This is a genomic window from Paenibacillus sp. FSL R5-0887 (assembly GCF_038002305.1).
In the GTDB taxonomy this organism is placed as follows: Bacteria; Bacillota; Bacilli; order Paenibacillales; family Paenibacillaceae; genus Paenibacillus_AQ; species Paenibacillus_AQ odorifer.
Window position 1 is genome coordinate 1,164,203 of record NZ_JBBOCE010000001.1, and the last position, 21,479, is coordinate 1,185,681.

General features: G+C 42.0%; 18 protein-coding genes. 13 read left to right on the forward strand and 5 right to left on the reverse strand.

Going from position 1 to position 21,479, the window contains the following annotated elements:
- The first annotated feature begins 79 nt into the window (after positions 1-79).
- From MKY14_RS05430 to MKY14_RS05440, 3 genes are all read left to right on the forward strand, one after another.
- Positions 80-1,945 carry an acyltransferase family protein gene (locus MKY14_RS05430; RefSeq protein ID WP_076305500.1) on the forward strand — a complete coding sequence of 622 codons (1,866 nt, stop codon included), beginning with the start codon at positions 80-82 and terminating at the stop codon, positions 1,943-1,945.
- 90 nt (positions 1,946-2,035) lie between these two features.
- The gene (locus MKY14_RS05435) at positions 2,036-2,542 is read left to right on the forward strand and encodes an RNA polymerase sigma factor (protein WP_076125785.1); all 507 of its coding nucleotides are present in this window, start codon (positions 2,036-2,038) and stop codon (positions 2,540-2,542) included.
- A 1-nt stretch (position 2,543) separates the two neighbouring features.
- Positions 2,544-3,431: a DUF3298 and DUF4163 domain-containing protein gene (locus MKY14_RS05440; RefSeq protein ID WP_076305499.1), complete on the forward strand. Its 888-nt coding sequence runs from the start codon at positions 2,544-2,546 to the stop codon at positions 3,429-3,431.
- Between the two features lie 847 nt (positions 3,432-4,278).
- On the opposite strand, the gene MKY14_RS05445 is transcribed toward MKY14_RS05440, so the two are convergent.
- Entirely contained in the window at positions 4,279-4,863 is a 585-nt protein-coding gene (locus MKY14_RS05445; RefSeq protein ID WP_076125781.1) for an AAA family ATPase, read from the reverse strand.
- 231 nt (positions 4,864-5,094) lie between these two features.
- On the opposite strand from MKY14_RS05445, the gene MKY14_RS05450 reads away from it, so the two are divergent.
- On the forward strand, positions 5,095-6,651 hold the full coding sequence (locus MKY14_RS05450; protein ID WP_036677991.1) for an ABC-F family ATP-binding cassette domain-containing protein: 1,557 nt from the start codon (positions 5,095-5,097) through the stop codon (positions 6,649-6,651).
- 275 nt (positions 6,652-6,926) lie between these two features.
- On the opposite strand, the gene MKY14_RS05455 is transcribed toward MKY14_RS05450, so the two are convergent.
- Together MKY14_RS05455 and MKY14_RS05460 are read right to left on the reverse strand one after the other, a co-directional pair.
- Positions 6,927-7,793 carry a helix-turn-helix domain-containing protein gene (locus tag MKY14_RS05455; RefSeq protein ID WP_076125779.1) on the reverse strand — a complete coding sequence of 289 codons (867 nt, stop codon included), beginning with the start codon at positions 7,791-7,793 and terminating at the stop codon, positions 6,927-6,929.
- A gap of 231 nt (positions 7,794-8,024) precedes the next feature.
- Positions 8,025-9,692 (reverse strand): ribonuclease J, encoded by a 1,668-nt coding sequence (locus MKY14_RS05460; RefSeq protein WP_256715769.1) that lies wholly within the window; start codon positions 9,690-9,692, stop codon positions 8,025-8,027.
- 123 nt (positions 9,693-9,815) lie between these two features.
- On the opposite strand from MKY14_RS05460, the gene MKY14_RS05465 reads away from it, so the two are divergent.
- The 6 genes from MKY14_RS05465 to MKY14_RS05490 all read left to right on the forward strand — a co-directional run bounded on the left by MKY14_RS05465 (position 9,816) and on the right by MKY14_RS05490 (position 16,097).
- Positions 9,816-10,292, forward strand: coding sequence for a GNAT family N-acetyltransferase (locus tag MKY14_RS05465; protein WP_076125777.1), 477 nt, complete (start codon positions 9,816-9,818; stop codon positions 10,290-10,292).
- A 117-nt stretch (positions 10,293-10,409) separates the two neighbouring features.
- Entirely contained in the window at positions 10,410-10,943 is a 534-nt protein-coding gene (locus MKY14_RS05470) for a TetR/AcrR family transcriptional regulator (protein WP_143759822.1), read from the forward strand.
- A gap of 13 nt (positions 10,944-10,956) precedes the next feature.
- Complete coding sequence (locus tag MKY14_RS05475; RefSeq protein ID WP_036677974.1) at positions 10,957-11,283, forward strand: DMT family transporter; 327 nt, start codon at positions 10,957-10,959, stop codon at positions 11,281-11,283.
- A gap of 17 nt (positions 11,284-11,300) precedes the next feature.
- Positions 11,301-11,660, forward strand: a complete 360-nt coding sequence (locus MKY14_RS05480) for a DMT family transporter (protein ID WP_076125771.1) — start codon at positions 11,301-11,303, stop codon at positions 11,658-11,660.
- A 290-nt stretch (positions 11,661-11,950) separates the two neighbouring features.
- A complete protein-coding gene (locus MKY14_RS05485) occupies positions 11,951-15,463 on the forward strand; it encodes a discoidin domain-containing protein (protein WP_340975947.1) in 3,513 nt (1,170 codons plus the stop codon).
- A 292-nt stretch (positions 15,464-15,755) separates the two neighbouring features.
- Entirely contained in the window at positions 15,756-16,097 is a 342-nt protein-coding gene (locus MKY14_RS05490) for a DUF1801 domain-containing protein (RefSeq protein ID WP_036677965.1), read from the forward strand.
- 80 nt (positions 16,098-16,177) lie between these two features.
- On the opposite strand, the gene MKY14_RS05495 is transcribed toward MKY14_RS05490, so the two are convergent.
- A complete protein-coding gene (locus tag MKY14_RS05495) occupies positions 16,178-16,600 on the reverse strand; it encodes a MarR family winged helix-turn-helix transcriptional regulator (protein WP_248548335.1) in 423 nt (140 codons plus the stop codon).
- 276 nt (positions 16,601-16,876) lie between these two features.
- Between MKY14_RS05495 and MKY14_RS05500 the strand changes: the two genes are divergently transcribed.
- A complete protein-coding gene (locus MKY14_RS05500) occupies positions 16,877-18,400 on the forward strand; it encodes an MDR family MFS transporter (protein ID WP_340975949.1) in 1,524 nt (507 codons plus the stop codon).
- Between the two features lie 79 nt (positions 18,401-18,479).
- Here MKY14_RS05500 and MKY14_RS05505 read toward each other — a convergent pair whose 3' ends face one another.
- Entirely contained in the window at positions 18,480-19,565 is a 1,086-nt protein-coding gene (locus MKY14_RS05505; protein ID WP_076190407.1) for a helix-turn-helix transcriptional regulator, read from the reverse strand.
- Between the two features lie 128 nt (positions 19,566-19,693).
- Here MKY14_RS05505 and MKY14_RS05510 point away from each other — a divergent pair, with 128 nt between their 5' ends.
- Positions 19,694-20,773 carry a saccharopine dehydrogenase family protein gene (locus MKY14_RS05510; RefSeq protein WP_340975951.1) on the forward strand — a complete coding sequence of 360 codons (1,080 nt, stop codon included), beginning with the start codon at positions 19,694-19,696 and terminating at the stop codon, positions 20,771-20,773.
- Between the two features lie 35 nt (positions 20,774-20,808).
- Positions 20,809-21,375, forward strand: a complete 567-nt coding sequence (cysC, locus tag MKY14_RS05515; protein WP_340975953.1) for an adenylyl-sulfate kinase — start codon at positions 20,809-20,811, stop codon at positions 21,373-21,375.
- The last annotated feature ends 104 nt before the right edge of the window (positions 21,376-21,479 follow it).

The following is a 21,479-nucleotide window of genomic DNA, read 5'->3' on the forward strand; positions in this document are numbered from 1 at the left end:
TAGCCAGTTTAAAGAACTTTTTGAGCTGCTCCTGCGTCCTGCCTATGAACAACAAATTAAGGGTAAGGACTGAAACAGAATGAATGACAACAAGCGTTATATGCCTGGTATTGATGGACTAAGAGCTTTTTCCGTACTCGCTGTCATAGCCTATCATTTGAATTTGAAATGGGCTGGGGGTGGACTGCTGGGAGTGGGAATCTTTTTTGTGATCTCGGGTTATCTCATCACAGACCAAATCATTAACCAATGGGAGCGTCATCGAAGATTGGACCTTCTGGACTTTTGGATACGTAGAGCACGGAGGTTGCTGCCGGCGACGATAGTCATGCTGATCGTTGTCACCATATGGCTCTTAATCATAGATCCCACGAGATTAAATGGGCTGACAGGAGATTTCATGTCATCACTATTTTACGTTAATAACTGGTGGTTAATATTTCATGATGTTTCGTACTTCGAAAGTTTTGGACCTCCTTCTCCGATCGGACATTTATGGTCACTTTCTATTGAAGAACAGTTTTATATTCTATGGCCGCTGCTGCTCGTATTAGGACTAAAGATCATACCTCGTCGAGGTAAACTTATTGCCTGGATTCTGGCTTGTGCTGTTGTCTCAGCTTTAGCCATGGCTATGTTCTATGTACCGGGCACAGATCCAAGCAGGGTCTATTATGGAACAGATACTCGCATATTTGCACTTCTAATTGGAGCGGCGCTTGCTGTTGCATGGCCTAGTCAGAAACTTAAAAATACAGTCACAGAAAGATCTCGTTATATGTTTGATATCATTGGTGCTCTGGGACTGCTGGTATTAATGGTGCTAGTTTACCGGGTTAACGAGTTTGATGAATCACTATATCGGGGTGGATTTTTGATCATCTCTATCATTACTGCAGTAGTGATTGCCGTGCTTGCTCATCCTGCCAGCTCTCTTGGACGGAAAATGGGCTGTAAACCCTTGCGATGGATAGGTGTACGTTCATATAGCTTATACCTTTGGCATTATCCCGTAATAATTCTTACCAGCCCTAATGGGAATCCAGATGAGAGCGGCGTGCTTCGAATTATCCTTCAGTTAGCAGGAAGTTTTCTACTGGCAGCCTTATCATACAAATATGTCGAGGAGCCGCTCCGGCGGGGATCATTAAGAAACATTTGGAACAATTGGAGTGCAAAACAACGCCGCAGCTACCGCCCAGTCTTTCTTATGACCATGATCTTTTTGATTCTTATTCCGATTGCCTGCAATGGATATTTATCCAACGCTGAATCTGACACACTTCCAATCGAAGTTGCAGATAAGCAGAATGTACAGCAAGAGGGAATAGCGCAAGATCCAATAGATCACAACTCATTGGCACCACCCGTAGAAAAAGATACGACTGATGTTGAAAAGCAAAAACCTGACACTGAAGAGCAACAAGTTGAACCAGAAGGAAACATAGCGGTAACCGGGAAAAATCAAACTGGAAAGAATATTACGGCCATTGGCGATTCTGTCATTTTGGATGCAGCACCATTTTTGGTAGAAAGTCTCCCTGGTATTGTCATCGATGGAAAGGTCGGCAGACAGATGATGCAGGCACAGGAGGTAATTGATCAGCTTAGAGCACAAGGACGGTTAGGGGAGCGGATGATCATAGAGCTGGGAACGAATGGAGCTTTTAACTCCAAGCAATTACGTAAACTACTAAACTCGTTAAGCGATGCGGAGCAGATTATTTTGGTCAATACACGTGTGCCGAGAAAGTGGGAGCAGCCTGTGAATTCCACCCTTTCAAAAGTTTCCAGTGAATTCAGGAATACGACCATAGTAGACTGGTACTCAGCTAGTGAAGGAAAAGACGACTACTTCTACAAAGATGGTATTCATTTGAAACGTGAGGGTGCCAAGTATTATGCATCAATTCTAATTAAAGCTTTGGAAAAAGAAAATAAATAATTTATTTGGAATCTCCAAACTTTTTTATACTCACCAAACGTCTTACTCCTGTTACAACACCAGATCACAAACAGAGAAGGATAATCGACCATGTTGAATAGGAAAACCGAGAAAATATTGACGCGATGTATCAAAGAAAACAAAGAAAATGTATACCGGCTTGCTTACAGTTATGTGAAAAACAAAGAGGATGCCCTCGACATTGTGCAGGATTCTATTTATAAAGCGATGACACGAATGGATTTGCTAAAGGATCACGACGCCGTGAAAAGCTGGTTTTACAGGATTGTCGTGAATACTTCCTTAGACTTTTTGCGCAGAAACAAGAAGGTTCAGACGATGGAGCCAGAGATAATAGAAACCTATAGTCCGGCTGTTGAGGATAGCTATACAGATATGGATTTGAAAAGAACACTGGAAGAGCTGCCGGCGAAATACCGAAGTGTGATTGTGCTTAGATATTTTGAGGATATGAAGATTAATGAAGTGGCTGAAGTTCTTAACGAGAACACCAATACAATAAAGACAAGGCTGTATCAGGCCCTTCAGTTATTGCGGGTGAAGCTGAATGATGAAGCCTTAAAGGAGATAAAGTAAGATGGACGAAAGAATACAAGAATTACATAAAGAGTATACCGATATTCCCATTCCGGAAGAACTTGATTTGATTGTAAACCGCTCTATAAAGCAGTCACTTAAAGCCAATAGAAAAAAACACACGACAACTAAGTGGGTGGCTAGTGTTGGTGCGGCCGCAGTTATTTTTCTAGTAGCCATAAACACCAGTACAACCGTAGCAAGTGCATTATCTTCCATTCCAGGCGTTGATCGGATAATAAAAGTGCTGACTATTAAAGAATACGTTGTAGAAGAAGAGAACTACGATGCAAATATCAAGGTTCCAGCCGTTACGGATATGGAAAATAAAGAACTGGAGCTTGGATTGAACAGCAAATATTTAAGTGAGAATAAAGCACTATACGAAAAGTTCCAAGCGGAGATCGAAGCGTTGAAAGAACAAGGTGGGGGCCATTTGGGGCTGGATGTAGGTTATGAAGTGAAAACGGATAATGAGCGCATTTTCTCCATTGGCAGATATGTTGAGGAAACCGCTGGTTCATCTTCAATGGAAGTTACTTTTGATACGATAGACAAAGTGAACCAGATCCTTATTACATTGCCAATGCTATTTAAAGATGATCAATACATTGAACGCATCAGTGAAAATATTAAAGAACAGATGATTGCCCAAATGAAAGCAGACTCTGAGAGTGTTTACTGGATCCCTGAGTATGGCGATGATGTGCCAACGGATCAGTTTACCTCCATTACGAAGGATCAGAGCTTTTATATCAACACCGAAGGTAAGCTTGTGATTGTGTTTAACAAATACGATGTCGCACCTGGTTATATGGGCTCCGTTGAATTTGTGATACCAACCGCGGTGCTTGCTGATGATTTGGTCAGTCAGAAGTATATTCAATAAAAGAATTGTGGGAATAACGTCATCTGCGGTCCGAAACTCTGCGCAAAAGGTGCTAAATGTGGAAATAATGTCATCTAGGTCCGATAGTCTAACCAAAACTCTTTGTCAAAGCCTCAAACATCGTTTGCTCTCGTTATTTGACGCGAACGCTGCTGGTATCGGACTCAGCTGACCCTAAACGCAGCATTATCGTATTTTTGCAATTCTAACGGACCGCATAGTCGCTATTAGCACGAAAAACACGCCCCAAGCGCACTTTTCTAACGAATAGCTGCACTGGGGTCCGAAACTCTGCACAAAAGGTGATAAAAGTGGAAATAACGTCATCTGGGTCCGATAGTCTAACCAAGGCTCTTTGTCCAAACCTCAAACATCGTTTGCTCTCATTATTTGACGCGAACGCTGCTGCTATCGGACTCAGCTGACCCTAAACGCAGCATTATCGCACTTTTGCAATCCTAACGGACCGCATCGTCGCTATTGGCACGAAAAACACTCCCCAAGCAAACTTTTCTAACAAATAGCTGCACTGGGGTCCGAAACTCTGCACAAAAGGTGATAAAAGTGGAAATAACGTCATCTGAGTCCGAAAGTTTAGCCAAGGCTCTTTGTCCAAACCTCAAACATCGTTTGCTCTCGTTATTTTACGGGTGACGCAGCAGCTAACGGACTCTGCTGACCCTAAACGCAGCATTATCGCACTTTTGCAATTCTAACGGACCGCATCGTCGCTATTGGCACGAAAAACACGCCTCAAGCCACTTTTCTAACGAATAGCTGCACTGGGGTCCGAAACATTGCGCAAAAGGTGATAAAAGTGGAAATAACGTCATCTGGGTCCGAAAGTTTAGCCGTAAATAAATCGTTCTACTGCCGCAGCAGTAGCAGTAATATCCGGGTTAGAATTGTCGATCAACGCAATATTTTCAGCCGGGAGCGGCCATTCTACCGTACGGTTGCCAAGAGAAGTGCGGAATTCATTCCAATGCTGGAACTTCCATTCATCTAGTGGTGATTGTCTGTTTTGAATTCGTTCCCGGTACAATTCCTCGTTGGCTAACCCTACCAAGACAACCTTGACCTCAACATCATGAAGGGAACGCCCGATCCGAGCTAATTCATGGCTGATCCAGTCAGAACTGGCCGCCTCTTTGGTAAAGGGACCAACCACAAAAGCATCGACGTCCAAGCTTATATTATCTAGCGCAGCATCCATAGTGATTCGATAACCTAAATCGCGGCATAACCTTTTGTACTCTGCTGAGTCTCTATCTGCCGGATCCAGTCCGTGTAAAGTCATTATCGCGTCAGCAGCAGGCCGTAGTAGGATATCCATATCGAAAAAAGGTATTTTGCGCCGCGAAGCAATCGCTTTAGCTAACGTTGTTTTGCCTGCTCCAGCTGGACCAAGAAAAAATACAAGTTTATTCATTTTTAATTCTCCTTAGTTCTCAAGTCAACTCCAATGTGTATCTATGCATACTATCATATAAAAGATGACGAGCAATCGCCAGCGCAAACCCATTCTCGGCAAGTGACGGTCCACAAAACTAAAATTGCTCGCAAATTAGCCCATAAAATGATAATTTTTTGCTTCTCCATTGAGTTTTTAGTTAATCCTGCTTATAATATAGCGAGAAAAATAAGAAAAAGGTGTCCATAAATGAGCATATTAAATGTTGAAGGATTAAGTCATGGCTTTGGAGATCGTGCGATCTTTAAGGATGTTTCATTCCGTCTCCTAAAAGGCGAGCATATCGGATTATTCGGCGCTAACGGCGAAGGGAAATCCACTTTTATGAATATTGTTACAGGCAAACTGCAACCTGATGAAGGTAAAGTCGAATGGTCCAAGCGGGTGCGTGTTGGCTACCTCGATCAGCATGCAGTGTTAACCAAAGGAATGACGATTCAAGATGTACTCAGAAGTGCTTTCCAGTACCTGTTCGATCTTGAGCAAGAGATGAACGATATGTATGGCAGAATGGGTGACGTTTCACCTGAAGAGCTGGAAAAGCTGCTTGAAGAAGTAGGTACCATCCAAGATACACTTACAAATCAAGACTTTTACATGATCGATGCGAAAGTACAAGAAACCGCGCGTGGACTAGGGATCACTGACATTGGATTGGATCGCGATGTAGCCGATCTTAGTGGTGGTCAACGTACCAAAATCTTGCTTGCTAAGCTATTGCTTGAAAAACCAGATATTTTGCTCCTCGATGAGCCTACGAACTATCTGGATGAGCAGCATATTGAATGGCTGAGACGTTACCTTCAAGAGTACGATAATGCTTTTATTCTGATCTCACATGATATGCCATTCTTGAACAGTGTTATCAACCTGATCTACCATATGGAAAATCAAAAGCTGACCCGATATGTGGGTGATTATGAGCAGTTCCAACAAGTCTACGAAATGAGAAAACAGCAGCTTGAGTCTGCTTACAATCGCCAAAAGCAAGAAATAGCAGAGCTGAAGGATTTCGTAGCTCGTAACAAAGCCAGCGTGGCTACCCGTAACATGGCGATGTCCAGACAGAAGAAGCTCGACAAGATGGAGATCATCGAGATTGCCAAGGAGAAACCGAAACCACAGTTTAACTTTAAAGAAGGTAAAACTGCCGGCAAGATGATTTTCGAAGCAAAAGAATTGGTTATCGGCTACGACTCTCCATTGTCCAGACCGCTTAATTTGTTGATGGAGCGTGGACAGAAGATCGCGTTGGTTGGGGCAAACGGAATTGGTAAAACAACTTTGCTGCGCAGCATTTTAGGTGAAATCTCTGCTTTGTCCGGTTCGGTAGAACGTGGATACCATCAGGAGATTGGCTATTTTGAGCAAGAGATGAAGGAAGGCAATTACAAGACTTGTATTGAGGAAATCTGGGATACATTCCCGTCTCTGTCACAATTCGAAGTACGTGCTGCCCTTGCTAAATGCGGATTAACCACGAAGCATATTGAGAGTAAGATTGCTGTACTAAGTGGTGGGGAAAAAGCTAAAGTTCGTCTATGTAAGCTGATTAATAGCGAAACTAATATTCTCGTATTAGATGAGCCGACGAACCACTTGGATATCGATGCCAAAGATGAACTGAAACGCGCTCTAAAAGCATACAAAGGAAGCATTCTTATGATTTCTCACGAACCCGATTTTTATCAGGACATCGTAACCGATATCTGGAATTGCGAAGATTGGACAACGAAAGTATTCTAAGTATACGAGTTCAATTAACGAATCTTAAACAGGATACCTTACTTCGATACTCCGAAGGGTATCCTGTTTTTTATTCCGAGGCACTATCTGTAGTAATTGTGGCGATTTAAATTGGCGTCTGAGTAGAAATCAAGATCATCATGTGGAGTGATTCCACTTTCAATGCAGATTCCCAGATAACAAATCCGTCAAAAATTGATGGCCGCCTTAATGATTTTCATAATTAACACAAAGAATAGATCACTCCTCAAAACTTTCCGTCCGATAAGAAGACTTTAGGCTTCAAACTTCAGATTCTGTGGTTCCGTCGGAAATTCTTCTGTCCGTGCACGGGAATCAGTGACGGGAACGTCCAGGCCTACTTCTTCAAATGTGCAGTCATCTAGCCAAATCTTTCCTGATCCCGATAGGAGAATACCAATGTTGATACAATCCGCCTCTGCCGGGATATCCAGCACACAAGCGTAAAAATTCCAGGAAGCAGTTCCTTTAATGCTTCTGTACTGCATGTTGTCAAAACCCAGCATATTCTGGAGCTTGTCATCAATACGCATCCATAAGCCGCACCAGTCGCTGACTTCTTCGGTCCGGATAAAGCCGGCAAACCGCATCCGCTTCCCAAGATAATTTTTTGCATCAAACTGCTGCATTAGAGTACCAAATTCGTTCTCTTCAGGTGGTTCAGTTTCTGCGCATTCCAGTGATACAGAGTTCCTTCCCTTATGGTAAATCTGCATATCTAATGATGCCTTATATTTGCTGGGGGATGTTCCGGTGATGAACCAACCTTTAATTTCGGACATGGTAAATTCCTCTCTTTCCTGAATCAATAGTTTTATCTGCGACCTGTATTGGGCTGGGGGGAGAGCATAAAGTCCTTTAAAAGCTCTTGTAAAAGCCTCTTGACTATCAAAACCATAAAGCAGTGCAATATCTAGAATGCGTTCTTCGGAATAGAGCAGCAGTTGGGCAGCAGAACTCAACCTACGGGAACGAATGTATTCAGCTACACTTTTGCCGACATATTTCTGAAAGAGCCGGTGGAAATGATATTTGGAGAATCCAGCCACTTTCGCAATTCTGTCCAGATTCAATTCTTCTTCCAAATGGTTCTCAATAAATTCAATACTATTGTGAATCATCTTGTAATACAGCCTAATCACCTCCCTGGTATTAATATACCTCACCTATTTAAAGGGATTTTGATAATTCTTGCTTAGTTGTACTTCAGTATGTAGAGATTTGCATCTGAACCTAATACTATCAGCAGAAGATATAAAAGGAGAGTATAAAACTATAAAACACAAAAAAGGCGAATTCTTACTCATAATGGAGTAAGAATTCGCCAATATCTATTCGATTGCATTCCTACATTAAACCTCAATGATGATTGGAAGAATCATTGGCCGCCGTTTCGTTTTTTCGTATAGGAACTTACTTAATGATTCTTTGATGGTCTGCTTGATGATATTCCATTGGCCGAGATCCGTTTCGTTCATTTTTTTAAGGGTTGATGTTACATGCTGGTTGATCTCGTCCATTAAATTATCGGAGTTACGGACATAAACGAATCCCCTGGAGATAGTGTCTGGCTCGTTTAATAGACGTCCATCGGTTTGGCTCAGTGTAATCACTGTAATCAGAATACCGTCTGCTGACAGCTGGCGACGATCGCGAAGCACAACATTTCCAATATCTCCGATCCCAAGGCCATCTACTAGAATTTGCCCAGCAGTCACTCGACCGGATTGGCGGACAACACCAGACGATGACTCAACGATGTCTCCATTTTTTAGAATAAAGATATTTTCCGGTTTGACGCCTACCGCCTCCGCTAACAAGCTATGATGATGCAGCATACGGTATTCACCATGAATCGGAATAAAGTATTCAGGTTTCATTAGAGTCAGCATTAGCTTAAGCTCCTCTTGGCTGCCATGCCCGGAGACGTGAAGCTCACTGCGTGAACCATAGATGACTTTAGCACCCAGCATATATAAATTATCGACAATCCTTGAAACATTCCGTTCATTTCCCGGGATGGGATTGGCTGCGAGCAGCACCGTGTCCCCAGCCTGGATCTCCATCAATCGATGGCTTGAGTTCGCTAAGCGGGATAGTGCGGCCATGGGCTCTCCTTGACTGCCTGTACATAAAACAGTTACCTGTGCCGGAGGGAGCTTAGCAGCTTCTGCAGGTTCGATCAGCATATCGTCCGGAATGTTCAAATAACCGAGTTCTTGGGCCACTCTGACTACATTTACCATACTTCTGCCGAGTAAGGTCAATTTACGTTCAGTTAAATGAGAAGCATCAATGATCTGCTGTAGACGATGTACATTTGAGGCGAAGGTAGAAATAAAAATTCTACGGTCTGCTTTTAAAAAGGCTTCTTCTATGTGAGCGCCAACAAGCTTTTCAGAAGGGGTGAAGCCAGGACGCTCAGCATTAGTGCTTTCTGACAGCAAGATCTTTACACCGTTTTTCCCAATATCGGCCATTTTATGTATATCTGGATACTGCTTGTTGACAGGCGTCATGTCAAATTTGAAGTCTCCCGTATGAACTACGATACCTTCAGGTGTATCGAATACTACGCCAAGGCAATCTGGAATACTATGATTTGTATTAAAAAATGTTGTAGTAATGGCTCCCAGGGTCAACGTGGATTCTGAATTAATACAATGGAGTTTCGTTTGTCGTAAAATTCCATGTTCCCTAAGTTTATTTTCGATTAATCCTAAGGTTAAACGGGAAGCATATATTGGGATATTCAACTGTTTAAGCAGGTAAGGAATCCCGCCGATATGATCCTCATGTCCGTGAGTCACCACCAACGCTTGTACCTTATCAATATTATTTAATAAATACGAAACATCAGGAATAATTAGGTCAATCCCTAAGAGACTTTCATCTGGGAATTTAGAGCCGCAATCAATGACAACAATATCATCTGCGTATTGTAGGATATACATATTTTTACCAATTTCATGAACCCCACCTAATGCTGCAATCGAGAGTTGCTTAGCTGCCATTTTCATTGAAGCCCCTCCTAAATAAATTTCTCTATATTATGTTTGAATCCCATTATAATTATCCATTCTGAAGCTTGATACAATATAATAACTGAAGAAAGCTAATCGAAAGATAGGAGAACGTTACTCATGAATATCCGACTATTACAAATGAAAGATAATAGCTCCATTGAAAAGGTCATTAGGGAATGCCTAATTGAGTTTGGCGGGAATCGCTCGGGTCTAGCCTGGGAGGATGACAGCCTGCATCATTTATCAGATGATTATAATCATAGTGAGAATCGGGCTTATTGGGTTGTCGAAGAGGGAGGGGAAGTATTAGGGGGTTGTGGCATTGCTCCTTTCGGGAATGATGACAAGATATGTGAGTTGCAAAAAATGTATTTATCTCAGTCGATTAGAGGTAACGGGATAGCCAAAGAACTTTTAAATACAGCGTTGGACTTTGCTAAGCTTCATTACAACCAATGTTATTTGGAGACACTTCAAAACATGCACGCAGCTAACCGTTTCTATATGAAAAATGGATTTGAGCTTTTGGATGAACCGCTTGCGGGGTCGGAGCATTTCGCTTGTGATGCTTGGTATATTAAAAATTTAATGTGAATTGCTTTAAAAATGTTGGAGGCCTGGATTACCAGGCTTTTTTTGATCTAAGGTAATGATTTTTTATTTGACAATAAAACCGTCCAGACGGTATAGTAAATAACAGAGGTGATTATCGTGAACAGTAATTCAAAACGAAGTAGTATTTTATTAGCAGCTTCTATTGTAGTTAAAAACAATGGGGTGGAGAAGCTTACCCTTGAAGCCGTTGCCAAAGAAGCCGGGGTCAGTAAAGGTGGACTGCTGCACCATTTCCCGAATAAGGAAGCTTTAATAAAAAGTATGGTGGAAGAATTAACAAGTGATTTTTTCAGTAATGTTCAAGAAAGAGTAGCGAATACATCTAGAGAAACGGGGAAGTGGGGACGAGCGTTTGTTCAGGCGATTGACGACGATCTTAAGGAAGAGCAAGAGATTAGCACCGCGCTTTCGGCTGCTCTTTTTACGAATCCGGATATCCTTAAGAAATTTCAAGATCAATACTCAGTATGGCAAAACAATATAGAGAACGATGGAATAGATCCTGTACGTTCCACAATTGTCAGGCTGGCAGCGGACGGTTTATGGTATTCAGAAATGTTCGGATTAGGAGCTTTAGATAAGGATTTACGAGATAAAGTAATTAAAGAATTAATAAACATGACGGAGTAAGGAGGGGCTATTGTTGAATTCATATGTGTTACTGGCAACAGCGATTATCTGCGAGGTATTTGGTAGCTCCATGCTTAAGGTTTCTAACGGGTTTAAAAAGATTTTACCTTCAATAGGAGTCGTACTCGGCATGGGTTCAGCCTTTTATTGTCTTTCTTTAGCGCTTTCAACGATTCCACTAGGGACGGCTTATGCTATTTGGTCGGGGGTAGGTACGGCTTTAACTGCGTTAATTGGAGTCATCATTTATAAAGAAAACTTCAATCTGAAAAAACTACTCGGCCTGATTCTTATCATTGGTGGAGTAGTCATTATGAAACTTTCTGGTGGATCTCATTAGAGCTTGGAGGAAATGTTATGAACAAGAATAAGGGTTTTTGGGTACTTGGGGTAGCTATTATAAGCGAAGTAATAGGTACAACTATGCTGAAAATGTCAGAAGGGTTCACACAAATATTGCCTACTATAGGTGTTATTATTGGTTTTATTATCGCATTTTATAGTTTGTCCATAAGTCTCAAAGTTTTACCTTTAAGCCTAGCTTATGCGATTTGGGCAGGTGTAGGTACAGTTCTAACCGCCATCGTTGGTATCGTAATATGGGGGGATCCATTTAGTATGCTTACACTTGCAGGCATAGTATTAATAGTTGGAGGTGTGGTTTTATTAAACTCTCCAGATTCAGCTAATGAAAAAGAACTTAAAACCACAAGTTAATCTTCATAAAAAACTAGGGCCTGAGAAATCAGGCCTTTATTTGATGGACGTGATGTTAATAGATTCCATATTTAGGGTAGTTTCGCGATATTGGTATCACATATCTTTTCCGTAGAATTACATCTTATAGCTTGATCCGCTTCTTCTCTATAATGAGAGTGTCTCACATTGAAAGGAGGATCGGTTGTTATTTAATGTGCTCTGAGATGAATTTGATTGTAAACGCTATCATTTGAGCACTCCGATAAGGCGACACGTTAGTGAGTATCTACATTAAGAGGAGGATTATAATGCGCAACAAGTATGTCGTTTGGTCGCTTGTAGTAACCCTGTTGATTTCAAGTTTATACCTGGCAGCGGGTCCGTTCACATTTGTTAGTGCCTCTGGTGGCGCGAATTTGACGCTGGGCAAAACTGTGACGGCTAGTGGTCAATCACAAACGTATAGTCCAAACAATGTGAAAGACAGCAATCAAGAGACGTATTGGGAAAGCAGCAATAATGCATTTCCGCAATGGATCCAAGTAGATCTCGGTACAGAGACAAGTATTGACCAAATCGTATTGAAGCTGCCAACGGGCTGGGAGACGCGTACGCAAACACTCGCCGTTCAAGGCAGCACAAATGGATCTACATTCACTGACATTGTTGGTTCAGCTGATTATGTGTTCAATCCTTCAGCAGGAGGGAACACCGTTAAGATTGATTTTTCAGCAACCAGCACTCGTTATGTACGCCTGAATGTAACAGGCAATACGGGTTGGCCGGCAGCGCAAGTATCTGAGTTCGAAATTTATGGAGCTAGTACACCAACACCGACGCCAACAGCCACACCAACGCCAACAGTTACACCAACGCCAACAGCCACACCGACGCCAACAGTCACACCAACGCCAACAGCCACACCGACGCCAACAGCCACACCAACGCCAACAGTCACACCAACGCCAACAGCCACACCAACGCCAACGGCCACACCTGTTGCGGGCAGTAATATCGCGGTTGGCAAATCGATTACCGCATCCTCTAATACGCAATCATTTGTGGCAGCAAATGCTAATGACAACAACACCAACACATACTGGGAAGGTGGCAGTAATCCTAGTTCATTGATACTTGACCTGGGGTCAAACTACAACGTTTCCTCCATCGTTCTAAAGTTAAATCCAGCCGCTGCATGGGGAGCACGTACCCAAACGATTCAAGTGCTCGGTCACAATCAGAACACAACGACATTTGGGAATCTGGTGTCAGCACAATCGTATTCGTTTAATCCAGCTTCAGGAAATACAGTAACCATTCCTGTTACCGCAACTGTCAAACGTCTACAGCTTAATATTACTGCCAACTCGGGTGCTCCAGCTGGACAGATCGCCGAATTTGAAGTATACGGTACTCCAGCTCCGAATCCGGATTTGGTGATTACTGGCATGTCCTGGTCACCAACGAATCCGGTTGAGTCTAATGCGATTACGCTGAACGCAATCGTAAAGAATATCGGCAATGCCAGCTCTCCAGCTACTACTGTTAATTTCTATTTAAATAATGAGCTTGTAGGCTCAGCTCCGATAGGTGTACTAGCAACTGGAGCATCGACAACAGCATCGATGACACTTACCGCAGGAGTTAAGCCTGCCGCAACGTATTCAGTTAGTGCCAAAGTTGATGAAGACAACCTAGTTATCGAACAAAATGAAGCGAATAACAGCTACACGAACCCAGCGTCACTTATTATCGCTCCAGTGTCCAGCTCTGACTTAGTGGGAACTGTTACATGGACACCAAGTAATCCTGTTGCTAATAACAATGTAGCGTTTAATGTAAATCTTAAGAATCAAGGAACCATTGCCTCTGCAAGTGGTTCACATGGTATAAGCGTTGTTCTTAAAAACTCTGCGGGGTCCACTATTCAAACCTATAATGGATCTTATAACGGTGCCTTAGCAGCGGGGGCAATAGTTAATGTTGCGATTCCAGGGACTTGGACAGCGATTAATGGTAACTACACAGTCACCACTACTGTTGAAGTGGATGCTAATGAGATAGCTGCCAAGCAAGCGAATAATGTAAGTGTTTCTAATCTCGTTGTCTATGCTGCGCGTGGTGCGAGCATGCCGTATAGCCGATATGATACCGAGGATGCTACACTTGGGGGTGGCGCGACATTGAAATCGGCGCCAACCTTTGATCAAGCATTAATCGCCTCTGAGGCTTCTGGTCAGCGTTATATAGCTCTTCCTTCGAATGGTTCGAACTTAGAGTGGACGGTCAGACAGGGTCAAGGCGGCGCAGGTGTAACTATGAGATTTACAATGCCTGACTCTGCAGATGGGATGGGATTGAATGGTTCACTGGATGTGTATGTGAATGGAGCGAAAGTAAAAACAGTTTCCTTAACCTCATACTACAGCTGGCAGTATTTCTCAGGTGATATGCCTGGCGATACACCTAGTGCTGGACGTCCACTATTCCGTTTTGATGAAGTTCACTGGAAGATGGATACACCCCTCCAACCTGGGGATAAGATTCGAATCCAGAAGAACAATGGAGATAGCTTGGAATATGGTGTGGATTTCCTTGAAATTGAATCTGTTCCAACAGCAATTTCTCGCCCAGCTAACTCCGTATCTGTAACAGATTACGGTGCTGTGGCAAACGACGGACAAGATGATCTGGCAGCTTTTAAAGCTACTGTAAATGCAGCCGTGGCAAGCGGAAAGTCTATTTATATTCCAGCAGGTACCTTTAATCTTAGCAGTATGTGGGAGATTGGTTCTGCTAGTAATATGATCAATAACCTCACTATTACTGGTGCTGGTCTCTGGCATACCAATATTCAGTTCACCAATCCTAATGCTGCGGGCGGTGGTATTTCACTCCGTATTTCAGGTAAGCTAGATTTCAGTAATGTATATATGAATTCTAATTTGCGCTCACGTTATGGACAAAATGCAATTTACAAAGGTTTTATGGATAACTTTGGAACCAACTCTATTATCCATGATGTCTGGGTAGAGCATTTTGAATGCGGAATGTGGGTAGGCGACTACGCTCATACACCTGCGATTTATGCTACCGGGCTGGTAGTTGAAAACAGTCGGATTCGGAACAATCTTGCAGACGGCATCAACTTCTCGCAAGGAACTAGCAATTCAATTGTACGCAATAGCAGTGTGCGAAATAATGGTGACGATGGTCTTGCAGTATGGACCAGTAACACAAATGGTGCACCTGCTGGTGTGAATAATACCTTCTCGTATAACACCATTGAGAATAACTGGCGTGCGGCAGCGATTGCTTTCTTTGGAGGAAGTGGTCATAAGGCTGATCATAACTATATCATTGATACAGTTGGTGGTTCCGGCATACGTATGAATACCGTTTTTCCAGGTTATCATTTCCAGAATAATACGGGTGTAGTTTTCTCAGACACAACCATTATTAACAGTGGCACGAGTAAAGATCTTTATGGGGGTGAACGTGGCGCAATTGATCTTGAAGCATCAAATGATGCTATCAAGAACGTTACATTTAATAACATAGACATCATTAATACCCAGCGTGATGCGATTCAATTTGGATATGGTGGTGGATTCGAGAACATCGTGTTCAACAACATCAATATTAACGGTACAGGACTTGATGGAATAACAACTTCACGGTTCTCAGGTCCACATAAAGGTGCAGCTATTTACACCTATACAGGCAATGGTGCTGCAACCTTTAATAACCTGACAACCTCCAACATTGCTTATCCGAATCTGAATTATATTCAGAGCGGTTTTAATCTAACGATTCATTAATTTTATGTACGAGGTTAAGGGAGAAGCTCTTAGGAGCTTTTCCCTTTTTAGCTTGTAACGAGCTGGATATCTCTAAATTGCCAGAAGGATAATGACTACATGAACAAGAAATTAATATAAGGGGAATTTAAACTATTAAATTTTTGAAATTCTTTTGCGGATGTGTTGATTTCATCATCTTATGTTCGTCATAGCAGATGCGTCGGATCTCAAAGGACCTCCTGATTTTGTTAAACAACTTACTGCGCTTATTCAGGCAAACCATTTAATTACTTAAAGGGAGAGATGAAAAATGAATCAGGAAGTAATCGATTTTATTGAAGCGCTAAAAGAATCATGGCAGGTGGAGTTGTCCACCTCACTACGTGAGGTTGTTCATCAGGCTATACCGGATGTGCAGGAACGTATTCAGTATAAGAAACCTCATTTTTTGAAAAATGGAAAATACGCTGCGGCCATCTCGACATCAAAAGACGCAGTCAGCTTTGTAATCTTTAATACAACCGAGCTAACGCTTCCAGAGGGAGCATTTGAGGGACCACCTGAAAGGAAAACCCTGAAGCTTCGAAAAGGAGACACATTTGATTCTGCACAATTGGTCTCTTTAGTTGCTCAAGCTTCAGCTTCTCTTTGAGCCATACTTATATTAAAAGGACGATATCTCAAAGTCATTTGACTGCATGGGATATCGTCCTTTTTGACGATTATACAGTCTTAGTTACTCGTTGTAGTGCTGAGATAGTGAATCTGCTCTTCCAGGATGGTACTTGCTTTGCCTAAAAATGTTGTTATAAGCTCAAGCTCCTGCTCAGTAAAGGAAGACGCCAGTTTAACCATCTTAGTGTGCAAAGGAAGGTAGGCATTTCCAACCTCGTTATTCTCATATAAAGGAACAATGATCACCTTACGACGGTCATTGGGATCATGTTCTCTGCGAACAAAGCCGTTTTTTTCAAGTCGATCAATTAATGTGGTAATGCTGCCTGTAGTAAGTCCAGTTAATTTGGATAGCTCGCCGGCGGTGATAGGACCTTTTTCATGAAGGATATCTATAGATAGAAAATCGTTATTGTATAACCCTAGAGAAGTCGCTACTTTTTGCTGATACAAAACCGTTCGGCTGCCTAGGCCCCGCATGCGTAAAGTTAAGTCTTCCTGCTGAATTGTAACTTGATTGTGTCGATCTCTTGACAAAAGAGGACCCTCCTTTTAAAATGTTTATATCTTGATAGTCAAGATAATTAATAAACAAGATGCTTGATGAACACCTAATTAATTGTCTTGATTTTATCGAATTATTCACTAATTTGCAAAGGGTATAACATCACGTGGTTTGGAATGAAGCCTGTGCACAATCCTTTAACAATTAGAGTAGAACTAAACATTTGGGAAAAGTGGAGGAGAAAAAGGAGCATGGAAAAGAAAAATAAAGTTGGGGTTATTATAGTAGCTCTATTGTTGGCTACACTTATGGCATCAATGGATAATACTATACTTGCAACCGCAATGGGAACCATTGTAGGTGACCTTGGCGGCTTTGACAAATTGATGTGGGTTACGTCCGCTTATATGATAGCTGAGATGGCGGGTATGCCGATTTTCGGTAAATTATCGGATATGTATGGACGTAAGCGATTTTTTATTTTCGGTATTATTGTTTTTATGATTGGTTCAGCTTTATGTGGTACGGCAAATTCTATTGTTCAGCTTAGTATTTATCGGGCAATTCAGGGTATTGGTGGAGGGGCACTCGTTCCTATTGCATTCACGATTATGTTCGATGTAGTGGCCCCAGAAAAACGGGGGAAAATCGGTGGGTTATTCGGTGCTGCCTATGGTATTTCCAGTATTTTTGGTCCTCTTATTGGCGCTTATATAGCGGATTATATTCATTGGTCTTGGGTCTTTTATATCAATTTACCCATTGGTGTTATTGCATTCTTTATGATCGCTTTCTTCTACAAAGAATCTGTTGAGCATTCCAAAGAAAAAATTGATTATCTTGGGGCTTTTACACTTGTAGCTTCAATCCTTTGTCTCATGTTTGCGATTGAGCTCGGGGGTAAGAAATATGCTTGGGACTCGACAATGATTCTGGGATTGTTTATGGCTTTTGTTGTGTTTTTAATTGGTTTTATTGTTATCGAACGTCGTGCAGAAGAGCCAATCATTACCTTTGGCATGTTCAAGAATCGTCTCTATTCTACGAGTAATGTTATGGCGATATTTAGCGGAGCGGCATTTATTACAGCCTCGGTGTACATTCCAATTTATATTCAAGGGGTTCTTGGCGGGTCTGCCACAAATTCGGGGCTTATTCTACTTCCGATGATGATTGGTTCTGTTATCACTGCTGCTGGCGGAGGATTCTTGCTCTCTAAATTTAATTATCGCACGATCATGATTTCTACGTTAGTACTCCTTGTAGCAGGTATGGCTCTACTTACCACACTAACACCAGACTCCTCCCGGTTTATGGTCACTATTTTTATGTTTCTGGTGGGTCTTGGCATAGGTTCATCATTTTCTGTTCTAAGCAATGCAGCGATTCATGGATTTACAGCAAGACAACGGGGTTCTGCAAGTTCGACACTTAGCTTCACACGGGAGCTGGGAATGACACTTGGCATTACGGTATTTGGTATTATTCAAAGTCACATTTTTTCGAATAAACTAGCTTCCATGTTCAGTAAGGGAGGCGCGGCACCAGAAGGTGTTAATCTAAGTGATCCAAGTACAATTTTGACTCCCGACACACGGGCCAAAATTCCCTCTGAGGTTCTTGATAAAATCACCGAAGGATTATCTTCTTCTCTTGTTCATACCTTTGCTTGGGCGATTATTCCATCAGTTATAGCTCTAATGGCAGCATTTGTGATGAGCAGGGAGAAGTTTGACCCTGCTACTGAGCTGGAAGAATTTACGGCATCGCATTAAGGAAATAAAAGATAAAAATTAAAGCCCAAGTCCTTTGTTAATAAAGGCTTGGGCTTTTTTGATAAGAAGCTCGGCGATCCTATTTCTCTGAAATGCTATAACGAGAATGTAAATGCCAGATAAGCTCTCTACGGCTACTGACACCTGCTTTAGCAAAAATGGATTTTAAATGATCCTGAACCGTGTAAGCAGAAATATGTAATTCAGCAGCCAATTCTTTAGTAGATAATCCGCGAATTACTCCTTCAAGTAAATGCTGTTCCCGTTTCGTCAGATCATACGCTTCTGCAATGATAGGAAGCATATCTGCTGGACGTGCAGGCTCGAATGAAATGGCAATTTGCGTCTGACCGTCGTATGCATGAAGCCGGCTAGCCCGGATCACTAGATAAGGTCCGTCTGACATCCGGATACAGGACTTTGCCATCCCCGAAGATTCAGAGGGACTATTGATTGCTTGTGTGCTCACCGCCCGAATTGGTCGTGGCAGGATATGGTGATCAATTTTTTCTAATGAACGAAGTTTCTCTAACCAGCGGTCTGCTGTAGGATTGGAGGAGAGGAGCACTAGTTGATCAGAAAGGACGGCAATTCCGGAACCGTAATCTTCTTCCAGCCAAGTCTGATTTCTCTCAGGCAACTCAAGACTGAAAGCCCGCATTCTTGCGGCAATCTCAGGAAGCATTAAGGCTATCCGTACACAATCTTCCTGTGAAAATACAGGCTGACCCGACTTTCTGTAAAGTGTCAGATACCCCCAACACGCATCTCCATGAACAAGTACAGCGCGTAATTCATCCTCAAATCCTGCCGGAGACAGTACTTTTTGATAGCGGGCACTCAAATCTGGCTGCCCTTCGGTTGCTTCATATAAAGTAGCTACATGCACTTTACTATGAACCATTTGCTCATAGGGATTAATATCGTCTTCACCGTATTCGATCTGGAACAAGTGATGATGAATGGATTCCACGTTATCTTCTGTAACCGCACCTGTCGAGAGTAGTGTCTGTGGATCAACATGGGTACAGCAGGCAGCATCAAAGGGTACAGCCTCGCGTAAAATCGACAGTAATGAAGTACGGTAGCTATGTGAAGATTCAGAAACAGTACCTAACCTTATGATTTGTTGTTTAATATGATTAAGTTGTCTTATGGTTTTCATAGGTCAGCCCTCTAGTCATGGAGTATAAAAACAGGTATCCCACATTTATGGGATAGTGAATGTAAACCATATCCGTATAATTGAGAATGGTTCTTAATTATTTCTATTATATAGGATGCGGTGATAAAATGCAGAGAAAAGAAGATATTGTAGTCGTCGGTGGATATGGCCATGTAGGGCGTACCATTTGTGAAATCTTAGAGAAAAAATATCCTGGAAAAGTATATGCTGCAGGGCGAAGTCTTGTAAAAGCAAAGCAATTCAGTCAAGCAACTGATGGGAAAATTAAGCCGATGCAGTTGGATATTAATAAACCTTTACCTACTGATAAGTTAGAACGAGTGAAATTAATCATTATGTGCTTAGATCAAACGGATACGGATTTTATAAGAGCTGTGTTTCGAAGCGGTATTCATTATGTGGATGTATCTGCGAACGGTTTGTTTTTGAATGAAATTGAGAAATACAAGAGAGAAGCTGAAGACAATGGGTCAAGTGCTGTCTTAAGTGTAGGACTTGCTCCCGGCATCACTAATCTCCTGGCCCTTGAAGCAGAGCGGCAGATGGATCAGATTGAGGAGATAGAAATTGCGATTATGCTCGGATTAGGTGATTCTCATGGCAAAGCGGCGCTAGAATGGACAGTTGACAGTTTAGCAGCTAAGTTCGAAGTGAAGCAGGATAATCGCCAGGTTGAGGTGGAGAGCTTTACAGACAGAAGGTTGTATCATTTTGGTGATGAGATGGGTAACCGATATGCTTACCGTTTTCCATTCTCAGATCAACAGACACTTAGCAGAACACTGAAATCATCGTCTATCTCTACACGATTTTGTCTTGATTCAGCTCTAGTTACTAAAATACTGGCAATAACGAAAAGAACTGGAGCCGTTCGCTTACTGCAAATAGGCTGGCTGAAGAATTCAATTGTTCGTGTTATGGGGCGGCTGCATTTGGGGGATGATGGGTTCGCTATTAAGGTTGAAGCACATGGAAGAAATTCAGAAGGTAAATTACTTCATACGGATTTTTTATTACAAGGAAAGAATCAATCTATCATTACGGCAAAAGTAACAGCGGCAGTAGCAAAACATCTATATGATTCACCACCCCCAGGTGGAGTTTACCATATTGAGCAGATGACTGATATAGCGTATATACAGAAGGAATTAGGATCAGCCATTTCTCTCAAGACTGCGGTAAACTAGTATAATATTAATCATATAGAAAGGGGCGTCTTAGAATGAATAGAAAAGATTGGGAGCTGTTGAACGGTCATAAAGCGGGCGTGTTTTGGTTCACAGGATTATCAGGTTCAGGAAAAAGTACACTAGCACAACAAGCTGAAAAAGAATTGTTTAAGCAAGGCATCCGATGTGCTGTGATCGACGGCGACCAGCTAAGGAAAGGTTTGAATATTGATTTAGGCTTTTCAGAAGAGGATCGTAAAGAAAACATGCGTCGCGCAGCCGAAGTAGCATCTATGTTTTTGGAACTAGGCTTTATAGTGCTTGTCCCGATGATTTCACCTTCTTCAGCTGCTAGAGAAGCGATTAGATATCGTTTTCAGTCTGGCGAGTTTGCAGAGGTTTATGTGCAATGTTCATTAGAAACCTGCGAACAACGTGATCCTAAAGGGCTGTATAAGAAAGCTAGAAAAGGTGAAATTCGTGAGTTTACAGGTATTGATGCTATTTATGAAGCCCCTGAACATGCCGAATTGAAAGTTAACACAGAGATTTACGATATGGAGAGCAGTGTGAATCTGCTAGTTGATTTTGTTACACATAATTACGCTAAAAAGATATAGAGGGAAGTTAACAGAAGCCTGGTCAAGTCGGGCTTCTTTTTTTTGCATTCTCAAATGGAATTATATCGCATAAAAGGGATCAAGGTGCTACAATATGAATGAAC

Excerpts from the sequence above, each read along its gene's own strand:
- MKY14_RS05430 (WP_076305500.1), top strand. The coding sequence starts at position 80 with ATGAATGACAACAAGCGTTATATGCCTGGTATTGATGGACTAAGAGCT.
- MKY14_RS05435 (WP_076125785.1), top strand. The coding sequence starts at position 2,036 with ATGTTGAATAGGAAAACCGAGAAAATATTGACGCGATGTATCAAAGAA.
- MKY14_RS05440 (WP_076305499.1), top strand. The coding sequence starts at position 2,544 with ATGGACGAAAGAATACAAGAATTACATAAAGAGTATACCGATATTCCC.
- MKY14_RS05445 (WP_076125781.1), bottom strand. The coding sequence starts at position 4,863 with ATGAATAAACTTGTATTTTTTCTTGGTCCAGCTGGAGCAGGCAAAACA.
- MKY14_RS05450 (WP_036677991.1), top strand. The coding sequence starts at position 5,095 with ATGAGCATATTAAATGTTGAAGGATTAAGTCATGGCTTTGGAGATCGT.
- MKY14_RS05455 (WP_076125779.1), bottom strand. The coding sequence starts at position 7,793 with ATGATTCACAATAGTATTGAATTTATTGAGAACCATTTGGAAGAAGAA.
- MKY14_RS05460 (WP_256715769.1), bottom strand. The coding sequence starts at position 9,692 with ATGAAAATGGCAGCTAAGCAACTCTCGATTGCAGCATTAGGTGGGGTT.
- MKY14_RS05465 (WP_076125777.1), top strand. The coding sequence starts at position 9,816 with ATGAATATCCGACTATTACAAATGAAAGATAATAGCTCCATTGAAAAG.
- MKY14_RS05480 (WP_076125771.1), top strand. The coding sequence starts at position 11,301 with ATGAACAAGAATAAGGGTTTTTGGGTACTTGGGGTAGCTATTATAAGC.
- MKY14_RS05485 (WP_340975947.1), top strand. The coding sequence starts at position 11,951 with ATGCGCAACAAGTATGTCGTTTGGTCGCTTGTAGTAACCCTGTTGATT.
- MKY14_RS05490 (WP_036677965.1), top strand. The coding sequence starts at position 15,756 with ATGAATCAGGAAGTAATCGATTTTATTGAAGCGCTAAAAGAATCATGG.
- MKY14_RS05495 (WP_248548335.1), bottom strand. The coding sequence starts at position 16,600 with ATGCGGGGCCTAGGCAGCCGAACGGTTTTGTATCAGCAAAAAGTAGCG.
- MKY14_RS05500 (WP_340975949.1), top strand. The coding sequence starts at position 16,877 with ATGGAAAAGAAAAATAAAGTTGGGGTTATTATAGTAGCTCTATTGTTG.
- MKY14_RS05505 (WP_076190407.1), bottom strand. The coding sequence starts at position 19,565 with ATGAAAACCATAAGACAACTTAATCATATTAAACAACAAATCATAAGG.
- MKY14_RS05510 (WP_340975951.1), top strand. The coding sequence starts at position 19,694 with ATGCAGAGAAAAGAAGATATTGTAGTCGTCGGTGGATATGGCCATGTA.
- cysC (WP_340975953.1), top strand. The coding sequence starts at position 20,809 with ATGAATAGAAAAGATTGGGAGCTGTTGAACGGTCATAAAGCGGGCGTG.